12 protein-coding genes are annotated in these 13470 nt (G+C 68.3%); 2 read left to right on the top strand and 10 right to left on the bottom strand.

Annotated elements, in window-relative coordinates; translation table 11 throughout:
• Positions 1–46: 46 nt before the first annotated feature.
• The gene (locus RHOFW104R8_RS06825; protein WP_068091135.1) at positions 47–529 is read right to left on the bottom strand and encodes a peroxiredoxin; all 483 of its coding nucleotides are present in this window, start codon (positions 527–529) and stop codon (positions 47–49) included.
• Positions 530–672: 143 nt separating this feature from the next.
• On the opposite strand from RHOFW104R8_RS06825, the gene RHOFW104R8_RS06820 reads away from it, so the two are divergent.
• Together RHOFW104R8_RS06820 and RHOFW104R8_RS06815 are read left to right on the top strand one after the other, a co-directional pair.
• Positions 673–1131, top strand: coding sequence for an Hsp20/alpha crystallin family protein (locus RHOFW104R8_RS06820; protein ID WP_068091015.1), 459 nt, complete (start codon positions 673–675; stop codon positions 1129–1131).
• Positions 1132–1226: 95 nt separating this feature from the next.
• Positions 1227–2123, top strand: coding sequence for a DnaJ C-terminal domain-containing protein (locus tag RHOFW104R8_RS06815; protein ID WP_068091013.1), 897 nt, complete (start codon positions 1227–1229; stop codon positions 2121–2123).
• A 67-nt stretch (positions 2124–2190) separates the two neighbouring features.
• On the opposite strand, the gene pilH is transcribed toward RHOFW104R8_RS06815, so the two are convergent.
• From pilH to RHOFW104R8_RS06770, 9 genes are all read right to left on the bottom strand, one after another.
• Complete coding sequence (pilH, locus tag RHOFW104R8_RS06810; protein WP_008435575.1) at positions 2191–2556, bottom strand: twitching motility response regulator PilH; 366 nt, start codon at positions 2554–2556, stop codon at positions 2191–2193.
• Between the two features lie 69 nt (positions 2557–2625).
• Positions 2626–3624, bottom strand: a complete 999-nt coding sequence (locus RHOFW104R8_RS06805) for a YhdH/YhfP family quinone oxidoreductase (RefSeq protein ID WP_068091011.1) — start codon at positions 3622–3624, stop codon at positions 2626–2628.
• A gap of 22 nt (positions 3625–3646) precedes the next feature.
• Positions 3647–4243 (bottom strand): TIGR00730 family Rossman fold protein, encoded by a 597-nt coding sequence (locus tag RHOFW104R8_RS06800; protein ID WP_068091010.1) that lies wholly within the window; start codon positions 4241–4243, stop codon positions 3647–3649.
• 159 nt (positions 4244–4402) lie between these two features.
• Positions 4403–5827, bottom strand: coding sequence for a dihydrolipoyl dehydrogenase (gene lpdA / locus RHOFW104R8_RS06795; protein WP_068091008.1), 1425 nt, complete (start codon positions 5825–5827; stop codon positions 4403–4405).
• A 163-nt stretch (positions 5828–5990) separates the two neighbouring features.
• Positions 5991–7202, bottom strand: coding sequence for a 2-oxoglutarate dehydrogenase complex dihydrolipoyllysine-residue succinyltransferase (gene odhB, locus RHOFW104R8_RS06790; RefSeq protein ID WP_068091006.1), 1212 nt, complete (start codon positions 7200–7202; stop codon positions 5991–5993).
• An 81-nt stretch (positions 7203–7283) separates the two neighbouring features.
• Positions 7284–10124 (bottom strand): 2-oxoglutarate dehydrogenase E1 component, encoded by a 2841-nt coding sequence (locus RHOFW104R8_RS06785; protein ID WP_068091004.1) that lies wholly within the window; start codon positions 10122–10124, stop codon positions 7284–7286.
• A 291-nt stretch (positions 10125–10415) separates the two neighbouring features.
• On the bottom strand, positions 10416–11366 hold the full coding sequence (locus RHOFW104R8_RS06780; protein WP_068091002.1) for a GNAT family N-acetyltransferase: 951 nt from the start codon (positions 11364–11366) through the stop codon (positions 10416–10418).
• The gene (locus RHOFW104R8_RS06775; protein ID WP_068091000.1) at positions 11363–12556 is read right to left on the bottom strand and encodes a cupin domain-containing protein; all 1194 of its coding nucleotides are present in this window, start codon (positions 12554–12556) and stop codon (positions 11363–11365) included. The genes RHOFW104R8_RS06780 and RHOFW104R8_RS06775 overlap by 4 nt, the downstream gene beginning before the upstream one ends.
• A 34-nt stretch (positions 12557–12590) precedes the next feature.
• Positions 12591–13343 carry a sulfite exporter TauE/SafE family protein gene (locus RHOFW104R8_RS06770; RefSeq protein WP_068090998.1) on the bottom strand — a complete coding sequence of 251 codons (753 nt, stop codon included), beginning with the start codon at positions 13341–13343 and terminating at the stop codon, positions 12591–12593.
• Positions 13344–13470 lie beyond the last annotated feature (127 nt).

Genomic DNA, 13470 nt, shown 5'->3' with positions numbered 1-13470 from the left:
CCCGCGGCGAGCTGAGGAAAACCCCGGTCATGCCGGGGTTTTTCCTTTAGCGGCCGATCGCCACCAGCATCGCCTCGGCGCTGGAGACCCGCAGTTCGCCGGGCGCCTCGACCTGCAGCAGGCGCACCACGCCGTCTTCCGCGTACAGCGCAAAACGCCGCGCGCGCAGGCCCATGCCGAAGGCGGTGCCGTCCAGTTCCAGGCCCAGCGCACGGGTAAAGCTGGCGTTGCCGTCGGCCAGCATCAGCAGGCCCGGAGGGACCTGCTGGGCGCGGGCCCAGGCCTGCATCACATAGGCATCGTTGACCGCCAGGCACATCACCTTCACCCCGGCTTCGTGGAAGTCGGCGTAACGTTGCACGTAGCCGGGGAGATGCCGGCTGGAACAGGTCGGCGTGAAGGCACCGGGGACGGCGAACAGCACCACGCGGCTTCCGGCAAACAGTTCGCCACTGCGGCAGGGGCGGATCTCCTCGCCGACCGCTGACAGCTCGACATCCGGCAGCGACTGGCCGATCTGGATGGTCATGGTGATGGCTTCCTCCGTGGGCGGTCCCGCCATGCTAGCGCCGCCAGATGAGGTTTGTCGCCTTGAATCGGGAGCCATAAGAACCCACTTCCTGGACAGGCGGCGTCGAGCCGCAAAACCCCCATCGACGAGGAGATACGAGCATGAATCTGAGTCGCAATTTCCCCTGGAACCCGGCCAACATGGCCAATATCGGCGACATCCGCGAGGCTTTCGACCGCCTGCTCGGCAACCCAGCCGAGGCGGACCAGTCCAACGTGGTGACCAGCCAGTGGGCGCCGCGGGTGGACATCAAGGAAGAGGACAAGCGCTTCGTGATCTACGCCGACATTCCCGGCGTGGACCCGGAGAAGATCGAGGTGAGCATGGAGAAGGGCATCCTCGACATCAAGGGCGAGCGCACCGTGGAGAACCGCGAGCAGAACGGCAAGTTCACCCGGCTGGAGCGTTCGCACGGCCTGTTCTACCGCCGCTTTGCGTTGCCCGACAGCGCCGATGCCGATGGCATCACCGCCCACGGCAAGGATGGCGTGCTGGAGATCGTCATCCCGAAGAAGGCGGAGACCACGCCGCGCCGCATCACCATCAATACCGGCAGCTGAGACATCCCGCGAGTGTTGCGGAGGCGACCTGCCGCGGACGATGATCCGCGGCAGGTCGTCGCGTGTGGAAGGGATCGAATCGGCGGGAGTGGTGCGTGGAATTCAAAGACTACTACGAGATTTTGGGTGTGAAGCCCGATGCGAGCGAGGCCGAGATCAAGGCGGCTTATCGCAAGCTGGCGCGCAAGTACCACCCCGACAAGAACAAGGAGGCCGGCGCCGAGGAGAAATTCAAGGCGGTCAACGAGGCCAACGAAGTGCTCAGGGATGCGGAGAAGCGGCGTTCCTACGACCAGCTGCGCGCCGGCGGCTACCGGCAGGGCGAGCAGTTCCGGCCGCCGCCGGGCTGGCAGGGCCAGCAGGGTTTCGGCGGCGGTGACGACGGCGACTTCAGCGATTTCTTCGAGAGCCTGTTCGGCCGTGCCGCCGGCGGCGGCCATCGCGGCCAGCCGCGGCCGCGACGCGGCCAGGATGTGCAGGCTTCGGTGCAGATCGACCTGCAGACCGCGTTCGACGGCGGCCGCACGCGGCTGGCGATGCAGGATCCGGCCGGTGGCGAGCGCGTGCTGGAGGTGAAGATTCCCGCCGGGATCCAGCCGGGACAGGTGATCCGCCTGTCCGGCCAGGGTCGCAGCGGCGCCGCCGGCGGACCGAACGGCGACCTGCTGCTGGAGGTGGGCATCCGTGACGATGCGCGTTTCCGTCTGGACGGCCACAACGTGGTGCACGTGTTGCCGATCGCCCCGTGGGAAGCGGCACTGGGTGCCACCGTGCCGGTGCCGACCCTGGCCGGCACGGTCGACCTGCGCATCCCGGCGGGCTCGCAATCGGGCCGCAAGCTGCGCCTGAAGGGGCGCGGCATGCCGGGCGCGCATCCGGGTGATCAGCTGGTGGAGCTGTCGATTCGCACGCCACCGGCCGACAGCGACAAGCAGCGTGCCGCCTACGAGGCGCTGCATGAGGCGTTCAAGGGTTTCGATCCGCGCCATTGAGCCGGCGGATCGCATGAATGAAAACGGCGCCCGTGGGCGCCGTTTTCGCAGAAGCCGGGGGCAGGGATCAGCCGGGCAGGAATTCCTGCAGCGCCTTGAGCAGTTCCTCTTCCTTGATCGGCTTGGTCACGTAGGCCTTGGCGCCCTGGCGCATGCCCCAGACCCGGTCGGTTTCCTGATCCTTGGTGGTCACCAGGATGATCGGGATATGCGCGGTCTCGGCGTTCTTGCTGATCGTGCGGGTGGCCTGGAAACCGTTGAGGTTGGGCATCACCACGTCCATCAGGATCAGGTCGGGCTTCTCCGCCTTGGCCACTTCCACGCCGGCGGCACCGTCCTCGGCGGAAAGGGTCTCATGCCCGAGTTTTTCGACGATCCGCTTGATGCCAAGCAGTTGCGACGGGGAGTCGTCGACGATCAGGATGCGTGCCATAAGGTGATAATCCCCTGCGAGTTTCGATAATTCTAAGCCGTGGCGATGGTACTTCCAAGCACGGTTTCGTCAAACCGTGTTGCCGATGCGCACCACGGTGCGGCCGAAGGAATCACCGGCGAGCATACGCGCAAACACGCCGGGCAATTCGTCGAGGCCGGTTTCACGGGCGGCGATACGGTCGAGGTGCCGCGGCTTCCAGTCGCCGGCGAGCTGCCGCCAGACCCTGTCGCGGAGATCGCGCGCGGTGCCGGCCGAGGCGATGCCGAGCAGGCTCACGCCGCGGATGATGAACGGCATCACCGTGCTGTCGAAGGCGACGCCGCCGGCGTTGCCGCAGATCGCCACGTTGCCGTACGGGCTGACCAGCGGCAGCAGGCCGCCGAGCATGCTGCCGCCGACGTTGTCCAGCGCGCCGCCGAAGCGGGCGGAGTCCATGGGCTTGCCGCTGAAGGCGAGCTGGTGGCGGTCGACGCACTCGCTGGCGCCGAGGCCGCGCAGGAAATCGAAGTGGTCGGCCTTGCCGCTGATCGCATGTACCTCGTAGCCGGCGCGGCTGAAGATGTCGATTGCCAGCATGCCGACGCCGCCGCTGGCGCCGGTTACCGCGACCGGGCCCAGCGCGGGCGTCTGCCGGTTGTCCTGCATGCGCAGCAGCGCCAGTGCCGCGGTGAAGCCGGCGGTGCCGATGATCATGCTTTCGCGCAGGTCCAGGCCGGCCGGCAGCGGGATCGTCCAGCGTGCGTCGAGGCGCGCGTATTCGCCGTAGCCGCCATCGCGCGTCTCGGACAGGCCGCTGCCGGTGCACAACACCGCGTCGCCTTCCCTGAAGGCGGGATCGGTCGAGGCGACCACGTGGCCGGCAGCGTCGATGCCGCCGTTCAGCGGGTAATTGCGCAGGATCCGGCCCTTGCCGGTGCCGGCCAGCGCATCCTTGTAGTTGACCGAGGAGTACGCCACCTTGACCAGCACTTCGCCGGGCGAGAGCGCGTCGGTGCCCATGGCCTCGATGCCGGCGCGGTAGCCGGCGTCGTCGTTGTGGATGCGGAACGCGCGGAAGCTGGTCATCTCGATGTCCCTCGGCAGCCGTTCAGGCGCTGACGCTGCTGGTGTCGATCCACTTGGGGATGTAGCTGCCCTGGTAGGTCCGCATCCAGTCGAACAAGGTGGCTATCTCGTCGCCGAACCAGATGCTGTCGCGCTGCTCGGGGCGCACGAAGCGCTCGTCGACCATGTGCTCCATCATCGTGCGCAGGTCGCGGTAGTAGCCGCGCACGTCGAGGAAGGCGCAGGGATAGCGGTGCAGGCCGAGCTGGGCCCAGGTCAGCATCTCGAACATCTCGTCCATCGTGCCGAAGCCGCCGGGCAGGGCGACGAAGGCATCGGACAGTTCGTACATGCGCGTCTTGCGCTGGTGCATGGTCTCGACCACCACCAGCTCGCTCAGGCCCGGATGCGCCACCTCGAGTTCCACCAGCTGGCGCGGAATCACGCCGATCACCCTGCCGCCGCCGGCGAGCACCGCATCGGCCACCACGCCCATCAGGCCGACCTTGCCGCCGCCATAGACCAGCGCGATGCCGCGCCGGGCCATTTCCGTGCCGAACGCGCGCGCCTGTTCGGCGTACTCGGGATGCCGGCCGCTGCTGGAGCCGCAGTAGACGCAGATGGCGGTGGGTTGGGGCATGCGGATTCTGTTGAAACGCGTTTTCGTAGGAGCCCGCTTGCGGGCGATGCTCTTGGTTGGGATCAGAGCAGAAGCATCGCCCGCAAGCGGGCTCCTACAGCAGACGAAACGGCCCGCCCATGTCGCCACGAGCGGGCCGCGTTGTGGATGCGAAGGCGATCAATTGCCCTTGTGGATGGCGCGCTTGTCGACCGACAACGCGGCCTCGTGCACGGCCTCGGACAGGGTCGGGTGGGCGTGGACGATGCGCGCCAGGTCCTCGGACGAGCCCTTGAACTCCATCGCCACCACGCACTCGGCGATCAGCTCGGAGACGCCCGGGCCGACCATGTGCACGCCGAGGATGCGGTCGGTTTCGGCGTGGGCGAGCATCTTCACCTGGCCCACGGCCTCGTTCATCGCCACGGCGCGGCCGATGGCGGCGAACGGAAAAGTGCCGACCTTGTACGGAATGCCGGCGTCCTTCAGTTCCTTCTCGGTCTTGCCGGCCCAGGCGATTTCCGGCTCGGTGTAGATCACCCACGGCACGGTGTCGAGGTTGACGTGGCCGGCCTTGCCGGCGATCCACTCGGCCACCGCCACGCCTTCCTCGGAGCCCTTGTGCGCCAGCATCGGGCCGCGCACCGCGTCGCCGATCGCCCACACGCCGTCGACGCCGGTATGGTTGTGCTCGTCGACCACGATGCGGCCGCGCTCGTCCAGCTTTACGCCGGTGTCGTCGGCCAGCAGGCCGGCGGTGTAGGCACGGCGGCCCACGGCGACCAGCAGCTTGTCGACGACGAGCTGCTGCTCGCCATCCTTGTCGGTATAGGTGAGGTGCACACCGTCCTTCTTCGCCTCGGCCTTGTTGAGTTTGGCGTTGAGCTTGATGGTCAGGCCCTGCTTGGCGAATTCCTTGGCAGCGATCTTGGCCACGTCGGCGTCGGCGACAGAGAGGAAGTCCGGCAACGCCTCGATGATGGTGACTTCGGCACCCAGGCGCTTCCACACGCTGCCCAGTTCCAGGCCGATCACGCCCGCACCGATCACGCCCAGGCGCTTCGGCACTTCGGTGAAGTCCAGTGCGCCGGCGTTGTCGACGATCGCCTTGCCGTCGAATTTCGCGAACGGCAACTCGATCGGCACCGAGCCGGAAGCGAGGATGACGTTGGTCGCACTGATCGTCTGCTTGGCGCCATCGGCACCAGTGATCTCGACGTTGTTGCCCTTGAGCAGCTTGCCGGTACCGAAGTACGGCGTGATCTTGTTCGCCTTGAACAGCTGCGCCACGCCGCCGGTGAACTGCTTGACGATCTTGTCCTTGCGGCCGACGAAGGTGGGCACGTCGATCTTCGCGTTGTCGGCGGTGATACCGTGCACACCGAAGTTGTGCGTGAGGTTGTGGAACTGGCGCGAGGAATCGAGCAGCGCCTTGGACGGGATGCAGCCCACGTTGAGGCAGGTGCCCCCGAGTGCTTGCTTGCCGTCCTTGCCGGCGAAGGCATCCACACAGGCGGTCTTCAGGCCCAGCTGCGCGGCGCGGATCGCGGCCACATAGCCGGCCGGACCGGCGCCGATGACGATGACGTCGAATTTGTCGCTCATGAAAATCTTCCTTTTCGGCGAGTCAGTTCACTCGCGGATGTAGCGGAGATGGGCATCAAGACTGAAAACGCAACACTTGAAAACGATGCATCCACAAAATTCAGACAGAGAGCCTCGTTGCCGATTTGCCTTGATCGCCGAGGCGATCAAGGCGGGGCGGCGATTAGAGGCCGAGCAACATGCGCTGCGGGTTCTCCAGCTGGTTCTTGATGTCGACCAGGAACAGCACCGCGTCCTTGCCGTCGATGATGCGGTGGTCGTAGCTGAGCGCGATGTACATCATTGGCGCGGCGATGATCTGGCCGTTCTCGACGATGGGGCGCTCCTTGATCGTGTGCATGCCGAGGATCGCGCTCTGCGGCGGGTTGACGATCGGGGTGGAGAGCAGCGAGCCGAAGGTGCCGCCGTTGGTGATGGTGAACGTGCCGCCCTGCAGGTCGTCCAGCGACAGCTTGTTCGCGCGCGCCTTGGCGGCGTAGTCGGCGATGCCCTGCTCGACGTCGGCGAAGCTCATGTCCTGCACGTCGCGCAGCACCGGCGTGACCAGGCCCTTGTCGGTGGACACGGCGATCGAGATGTCCTGGTAGCCGTGGTAGACCACGTCGTTGCCGTCGACCGACGCGTTGACGAACGGATAGCGCTTCAGCGCCTCGGCGGCGGCCTTGACGAAGAAGCTCATGAAGCCGAGCTTGATGCCGTGTTCCTTCTGGAACGCGTCGCCCAGCGCCTTGCGCATCTTCACCACTTCGGCGAGGTTCACCTCGTTGAACGAGGTGAGCATGGCGATCGAGTTCTTCGACTGCATCAGGCGCTCGGCGATGCGCGCGCGCATGCGGGTCATCGGCACGCGCTCTTCCGGACGCGCGCCCGGGGTCGGCTTCGCGGCGGGTACGGCGGCGGCCGGGGCGCTGCCGCCCTTGCCGTAGTTGACCAGGTCTTCCTTGGTCACGCGGCCGTCGCGGCCGGTGCCGGCGACCTTGGACGGGTCGATCTTCTCTTCGGTGGCCACGCGCAGGCCGGCCGGGGAAAGATCCTCGGTGCCCTTGGCGGCGGCCTTCGGCGCGGCCGGCGCGGGAGCCGCAGCAACGGGCGCAGGCGCGGGTGCCGCCGCCGCGGGGGCCGGGGTGGCAGCCACGGCACCGGCCTCGATGATCGCGATGACCTGCTCGCTGTTCACCGTGTCGCCGACCTGGTGCCTGATTTCCTTCAGCACGCCGTCGACCGGCGAGGGCACCTCAAGCACCACCTTGTCGGTTTCGAGGTCGACCAGGTTCTCGTCGCGCTTCACCGCGTCGCCGGCCTTCTTGTGCCAGGTGGCGATGGTGGCATCGGAGACGGACTCAGGCAGGACGGGGACTTTGAGTTCGATGGACATAACGGGCCCTTAGGTAGGCACTCATCCGTGAGTGCGAAGATCAAAAAAGCGACCATCCGTGGCCGCACTATTCGAAGGAGCTTACTCCGCGGAGTGGTCGGTGCCGACCGGGGCGACCAGCGCCTGTTCGACGAGTGCCGCCTGTTCGGCGACATGGGTGTTGTGGTGGCCGGCGGCCGGCGCCGGCGAGCGAGCGCGCCCCGCGTAGGAGAGGCTGTGCTTGGCTCCGATGCAGGCCTGCAGGTGGTGGCGGATCTGGAACCAGGCGCCCTGGTTCATCGGCTCTTCCTGGCACCAGATCACTTCCTTGGCGGAAGGGTACTTGTCCAGCTCGGCGCCGACCTCGGCGCGCGGGAACGGGTACAGCTGCTCGACGCGCACGATCGCCACGTCGGCCAGCCTGCGCTTCTCGGCTTCCTCCAGCAGGTCGTAGTAGACCTTGCCCGAGCACAGCACCACGCGTCTGACCTTCTTGGCGGCCAGCTCGCGATGCTCGCCGATCACCAGCTGGAAGCTGCCGTTGGCCAGCTCGTCCAGCGTGGACACCGCCAGCTTGTGGCGCAGCAGCGACTTCGGCGTCATCACGATCAGCGGCTTGCGCACCGGGCGCAGCATCTGCCGGCGGATCATGTGGAAATCCTGCGCCGGCGTGGTCGGCACGCAGACCTGCATGTTGTCCATCGCGCACAGCTGCAGGAAGCGCTCGAGGCGGGCGGAGGAGTGCTCCGGGCCCTGGCCTTCGTAGCCGTGCGGCAGCAGCAGCACCAGACCGCACAGGCGGTTCCACTTCGCCTCGCCGGAGCTGATGAACTGGTCGATCACCACCTGCGCGCCGTTGGCGAAGTCGCCGAACTGGGCTTCCCAGATGTTGAGCGTGTCGGGGTCGGTGGTGGAATGGCCGTACTCGAACGCCATCACCGCCTCTTCGCTGAGCAGCGAGTCGATCACCTCGACGTCGGCGCCGGCGCGCACGCTGGCCAGCGGCATCCAGGTGTGGCCGTCCTTCTGGTCGTGCAGCACCGCATGGCGGTGGAAGAACGTGCCGCGGCCGGAATCCTGGCCGACCAGGCGCATGTCGTAGCCGCCGTCGACGAGGGTGGCGTAGGCGAGGTTCTCGGCAAAGCCCCAGTCGGCCGGCAGCTCGCCCGCGGCCATCTTGCGGCGGTCGTCGTAGATCTTCGCCACGCGGGCCTGCAGGGTGAGGCCGGCGGGCAGGGCGAGGATCTTGCCGGCCAGCTCCAGCAGCTTCTGCTTCGGCACCGTAGTGTCGGTCGGCATCGACAGCTTGCCGCCGAGGAAGCGGGCCCAGTCGACGTGGCCGTCGCGCACCGGCGCCGGATCCAGCTCGGTCATCGGCGCGCCCGCTTCCAGCCGCTGGCGGTAGGCGTCGAACTGCTTCGCGGCCTCGCCCTCGGCCAGCACGCCTTCCTTCACCAGCTGCTGCTGGTACAGGTCGCGCGCGGTCGGGCGCTTGCGGATGATCTGGTACATCACCGGCTGCGTGGCGGCCGGTTCGTCGGCCTCGTTGTGGCCGTGGCGGCGGTAGCAGACCAGGTCGATCACCACGTCCTTGCGGAACTGCTTGCGGAACTCGTAGGCAAGCCGGGTCACCAGGATCACCGCCTCCGGGTCGTCGCCGTTCACGTGCAGCACCGGCGCATTGACCATCTTGGCCAGGTCGGTGCAGTACATGGTGGAACGGGCGTCCTGCGGATTGGAGGTGGTGAAGCCGACCTGGTTGTTGATGACGACGTGCAGGCTGCCGCCGATCCTGAAGCCGCGCGCCTGCGACATGTTGAACAGTTCCATGTTCACGCCCTGGCCGGCCAGCGCGGCGTCGCCGTGGATCAGCACGGCCATCGACTGCGTGTGCGCGGTGTCGCGGCGGCGGGTCTGGCGCGCATGCACCGAGCCGGTCACCACCGGGTTGACGATCTCCAGGTGCGAGGGGTTGAACGCCAGCGCCACGTGCACGCCACCCTTGGGCGTCTTGACGTCGGCGGAAAAGCCCATGTGGTACTTCACGTCGCCGGAGTGGGCCGGATCGTCGGGGTGGTCGAAGCGGCCCTCGAACTCGTCGAACAGGGTCTTCGGCGGCTTGCCCAGGATGTTGACCAGCACGTTGAGGCGGCCGCGGTGGGCCATGCCGATCACCAGCTCCTTGATGCCGTTGTCGCCGGCGGCGCGCACCACGTCGTCGAGCATCGGGATCAGGCTGTCGCCGCCTTCCAGCGAGAAGCGCTTCTGGCCCACATATTTCGTGTGGAGGTAGCGCTCCAGGCCTTCGGCGGCGGTGAGGCCGTCCAGTACGCGCTGCTTGCCGGCCTTGTCCAGGCCGCTCCGGCCGGTGGCCTGCTCGAGCCGGCTGTAGATCCAGTTGCGCTGCTCGTGGTTGCTGATGTGCATGAACTCAGCGCCGATCGTGCTGGCGTAGGTCTTCTGCAGGCGGCCCAGCAGCTCGCGCAGTTTCAGGCGCTGGCCGCCGCCGGCGTAGTTGCCGGTGTCGAATTCGGTATCGAGGTCGGCGTCGGAGAGGCCGTGGAAGGCGAGGCCGAGGTCCGGCGCGGGCATCTTCTCGGTCAGGCCGAGCGGGTCGAGGTCGGCGGCGAGGTGGCCGCGCGAGCGGTAGGCGGTGAGCAGGCGCAGCACGCCGGCCTGCTTGCGCGCGTGTTCGTCGCTCACCGGCGCGGCGGCGACGCCGTTGTGGCGCTGCTTCTGCGCGGCTTCGATGCGCGCGATGGCCGCGGCGTGGGAGACGTCCCCCGATTCGCGGCCCTTGAAGGAGGCAAAGTAGCTGGCCCATTCGGCCGGTACCGACGAGGCGTCGGCCAGCCAGGCGTCATACAGAGATTCGACGTAATCGGCGTTGCCGCCAGCGAGTTGGGAGGATTCGAAGAACTCGCGGATCAGGTTTGTAGTCACGTCACCACCGGCAGGGAAGGGATGCTTGCAGCCATCCGTGTGACCTTTGAAGTCGCGGTTTCCGTCCGGTTTTCAAGCCCGGCAGACCGCTCGTACGGATGACTGGGGAGAATCCCGACGATTATAGCCTTTGGCTGCTGCGACGCGGCAACCCGCGGGCCGCCCGGAACGGGCTGTTGGCGGGCATTTCGACGATGGTCTAAGGCACGTTTCGCCGCAGGTTGCGGTTTCATGCGGGTTTGCCACGCGGGTCGGCGTCGCCCGGGGGAAAGGGGCGGCGGTCCAGCCGGCTCAGAGATCCACCGATTGCAGCACGCTGGCGCGCTCGGAGCGCTCCCAGACCTCATCGAAATGCTGCTGCAGCGGCACCTGGGCCGGACGGTCGAGGCGGGAGGCGCGGCCTTGCACGCGGTCCGCCTCGGGCAGGAACAGATAGCCGCCGGCGTCGTTGAGCAGGCAGGCCGAGGCATAGGCCAGATCGGCCTCCTCCACCGGCGTGCGGATCTGGATCGCACTGGACAGGCGCTGCGCCAGCGCGATCAGGCGGTGGTCGTCGCGCTGGGCCGCGGCCGCGTCGTGCAGCAGGATGCGGATTTGCGCGGCGCGGCCGGAGTTCGCGATGCGCCGCAACTCGGCCAGTTCCTCCGTGCTGGCGTAGCAGTCGCTCTCCAGCAGCGGCAGGCGGATGGAGAGCCGGTGGCGGGCGTCGCCGAGCAGTAGCAGGCGCGCGGCGGCGATCTCGCTGCGGCTGCCGGTGGGCAGGGCGATGCCGTCGCGCGGCGGCTCCCGCAGGCCGGCAGCCGCGGGCAGTTCGAGACGCATGGCCCGGTGCGGCAGGCCGGCGTCCTCGAACTCGTCGCCGAATGCGGTGAAACCCTGGCGTTCGTAGAAGCCGATCGCGCCGACCTGGGCATCCAGCGCCACCTGCGGCCAGCCCAGCGCGCGGGCGCGGGCGACCAGTTCGCGCAGCAGCGCCATGCCGACGCCGCGACCGCGCCACGCCGGCAGCACCGCCATGCGGCCGATCTTGTGCTGCGGCGTGAGCCGGCCGCAGCCGATCGGCTGGCCGGCCTCGTCGCGCGCCAGCACGTGCCAGCAGTCCGCATCCAGTCCGTCGCGCTCGCGCTGCTCGGGCACCCCCTGTTCCCGGATGAACACGACCTCGCGCAGATCGAGCAGGGCGCTGCGCTGGTCGGTGCGCGACCAGTCGGCGGGCTCGACGTGGAAGTCCTGCAGTTTCATCGGCGGCGGGGTTTGCGCGGCAGCAGGTGGCCGTCGTTGACCAGGGCCAGCAGCAGGGCGCGCTCGGTGGCATCGAGCCTGCGCGCGACGGTGGGCGCGCGCTGCTCGCACAGCTGCTGCGCCAGCGCCGGCGTGGCCGGGTATGCCTGCCCGTTGGCGTACAGCGTGCAGCCGGACTTGCCGCGGCTCCAGGCGAACCGCGACCACGGGTGGCGCAGCAACTGCGCGCCGGCATCGAGCTGCTTCGCCAGCGCGGCGTCGGTCAGCGGCCTGTCCGGTGCCGCCGGCGCCTGCGCGCTGCGGTAGCGGGTGATGAAGCGGCCGAACCAGTCGCGCAGCAGCTCCTCGCGCAGGGCGGCGGCAAACGGCAGCGCGTCCTTCAGCCGCTCGATCGCGGCACGGTCGATCTCGCCGGTGGCGGTGGCCGGCCTGAGGTCCGGATCGGCGTAGCGCAATTCCTCCGGCAGGCGCTCGGCGATGTAGTCGGCCAGGTCGCCGGTCAGCTCGGCCTGGGAGGGCGCGCGCATGCCCACCGAGAACGTCATGCAGGGGCCGCCGAAGGCGACGCCGTCGTGCGGCACACCCGGCGGCAGGTACAGCATGTCGCCCGGCTCCAGCAGCCATTCGTGGGTCGGCTCGAAATGCACCAGCTGCTTCAGCTCCACGTCGGGACGGAACGCCTTCGGCGCCAGCGGGTCGTCGCTGATCGCCCAGTGGCGCTGGCCCAGGCCCTGCAGCAGGAACACGTCGTACTGGTCGACGTGGGCGCCGACGCCGCCGCCCGGCTCGGCGTAGGAGACCATCACGTCGTCCACGCGCCAGCTCGGCAGGAAGCGGAAATGTTGCAGCAGGCCGGCCACGTCCGCGTCCCACTTGTCGACATCCTGCACCAGCAGGGTCCAGTGACTGTCGGGGGTGCCGGCGAAGTCGGCCTCGTCGAGCGGGCCCGATTTGACTTGCCAGCGGTCGCGCTTCTCGTCGTGCACGATCAGCCGCGCCAGCGCGGCCGGCTCGCAGGCCAGGCCGGCCAGGTCGTCCGGCTGCAGCGGCGGCTGGAAATCCGGGAAGGCGTTGCGAACCAGCAGCGGCCGCTTCTGCCAGTAATCGCGCAGGAAACGCGCGGGCGGCATGCCCAGGGGCTGTTTCGCGGAGCCGCGGACTTCGATCGGAAAGGGGGCTGGCTTGGTCATGCGCGCATTGTAGCGGCGACCGGCAGGGGCGATGTCAGTGCAGCGCCTTCACCACGGTGTTGAGCCCCAGCACCAGCACCGCGGTGGCGGCCAGCAACGTCGCGGCCCGTGCCGGCATGTGCCGGACGAGCAGGGCGCCCAGCGGCGCGGCGGTCACGCCCCCGACGATCAGGCCGAGCACGGCCACGCCGTTGGTGGCGCCGACGTGCAGCAGGAAGCTGACGCTGGCGGCGGCGCTGACCACGCACTTGGCCAGGTGCACGGTGCCGATCACCGTGCGCGGCGTGGCGCCGCGGGCGACCAGGGTGGTCACGGTCAGGGCGCTCCAGCCGCCGCCGGCCACGGCATCGGCGAAACCGGCCACCAGCCCCAGCGGGCGGGCCGCGCGCGGCACCACGTCGTCATGGCTGCGGTCGCCCCGGGTCGCCCGCCGCAGCAGGAACACGCCCATGCCAAGCATGTAGGGGGTGAGCAGCAGCCGCATCCAGCTTGCAGGGACATGGGTGACCACGTAGACACCGATCACGGCGCCGATCACGCCGGGGATGGCCAGCGTCCAGAACAGCCGCCGCCGCACGTTGCCGGCCGCCAGATGGCTGAGGCCGGAGGCGCCGCAGGTGAAGGTCTCGGCGTAGTGCACGCTGGCGCTGGCCACGGCCGGCGGCAACCCCAGCCCAAGCAGCATCGCCGCGGAGACGACGCCGTAAGCCATGCCCAGCGCGCCGTCGACCAGTTGGGCGAACGCGCCCACGGCAGCGAAGGTGAGGAATTCGGAAAGCGGAGGCATGGCAGGAGACATCCGTGCGCGATGCAAAAGTGTAGCAAGTATCGGAAGCGGCCTCATGGCGCGGAAATAAGCTCTCGGCATATGCACATGCCGACACATCCTTTCCAAGAAGGGCGTCCGGAAAATA

Origin of the sequence: Rhodanobacter sp. FW104-R8 (genome assembly GCF_001617365.1) — a bacterium.
Taxonomy (GTDB): Bacteria; Pseudomonadota; Gammaproteobacteria; order Xanthomonadales; family Rhodanobacteraceae; genus Rhodanobacter.
The sequence above is the reverse complement of the archived record's forward strand: the minus strand, read 5'-3'. Positions and strand labels throughout refer to the sequence as shown.

What these genes read in the sequence shown, in the direction of transcription:
- RHOFW104R8_RS06825 (WP_068091135.1), bottom strand. Translation starts at nt 529, where the DNA reads ATGACCATCCAGATCGGCCAGTCGCTGCCGGATGTCGAGCTGTCAGCG.
- RHOFW104R8_RS06820 (WP_068091015.1), top strand. Translation starts at nt 673, where the DNA reads ATGAATCTGAGTCGCAATTTCCCCTGGAACCCGGCCAACATGGCCAAT.
- pilH (WP_008435575.1), bottom strand. Translation starts at nt 2,556, where the DNA reads ATGGCACGCATCCTGATCGTCGACGACTCCCCGTCGCAACTGCTTGGC.
- RHOFW104R8_RS06805 (WP_068091011.1), bottom strand. Translation starts at nt 3,624, where the DNA reads ATGACCAGCTTCCGCGCGTTCCGCATCCACAACGACGACGCCGGCTAC.
- RHOFW104R8_RS06800 (WP_068091010.1), bottom strand. Translation starts at nt 4,243, where the DNA reads ATGCCCCAACCCACCGCCATCTGCGTCTACTGCGGCTCCAGCAGCGGC.
- lpdA (WP_068091008.1), bottom strand. Translation starts at nt 5,827, where the DNA reads ATGAGCGACAAATTCGACGTCATCGTCATCGGCGCCGGTCCGGCCGGC.
- odhB (WP_068091006.1), bottom strand. Translation starts at nt 7,202, where the DNA reads ATGTCCATCGAACTCAAAGTCCCCGTCCTGCCTGAGTCCGTCTCCGAT.
- RHOFW104R8_RS06780 (WP_068091002.1), bottom strand. Translation starts at nt 11,366, where the DNA reads ATGAAACTGCAGGACTTCCACGTCGAGCCCGCCGACTGGTCGCGCACC.
- RHOFW104R8_RS06775 (WP_068091000.1), bottom strand. Translation starts at nt 12,556, where the DNA reads ATGACCAAGCCAGCCCCCTTTCCGATCGAAGTCCGCGGCTCCGCGAAA.
- RHOFW104R8_RS06770 (WP_068090998.1), bottom strand. Translation starts at nt 13,343, where the DNA reads ATGCCTCCGCTTTCCGAATTCCTCACCTTCGCTGCCGTGGGCGCGTTC.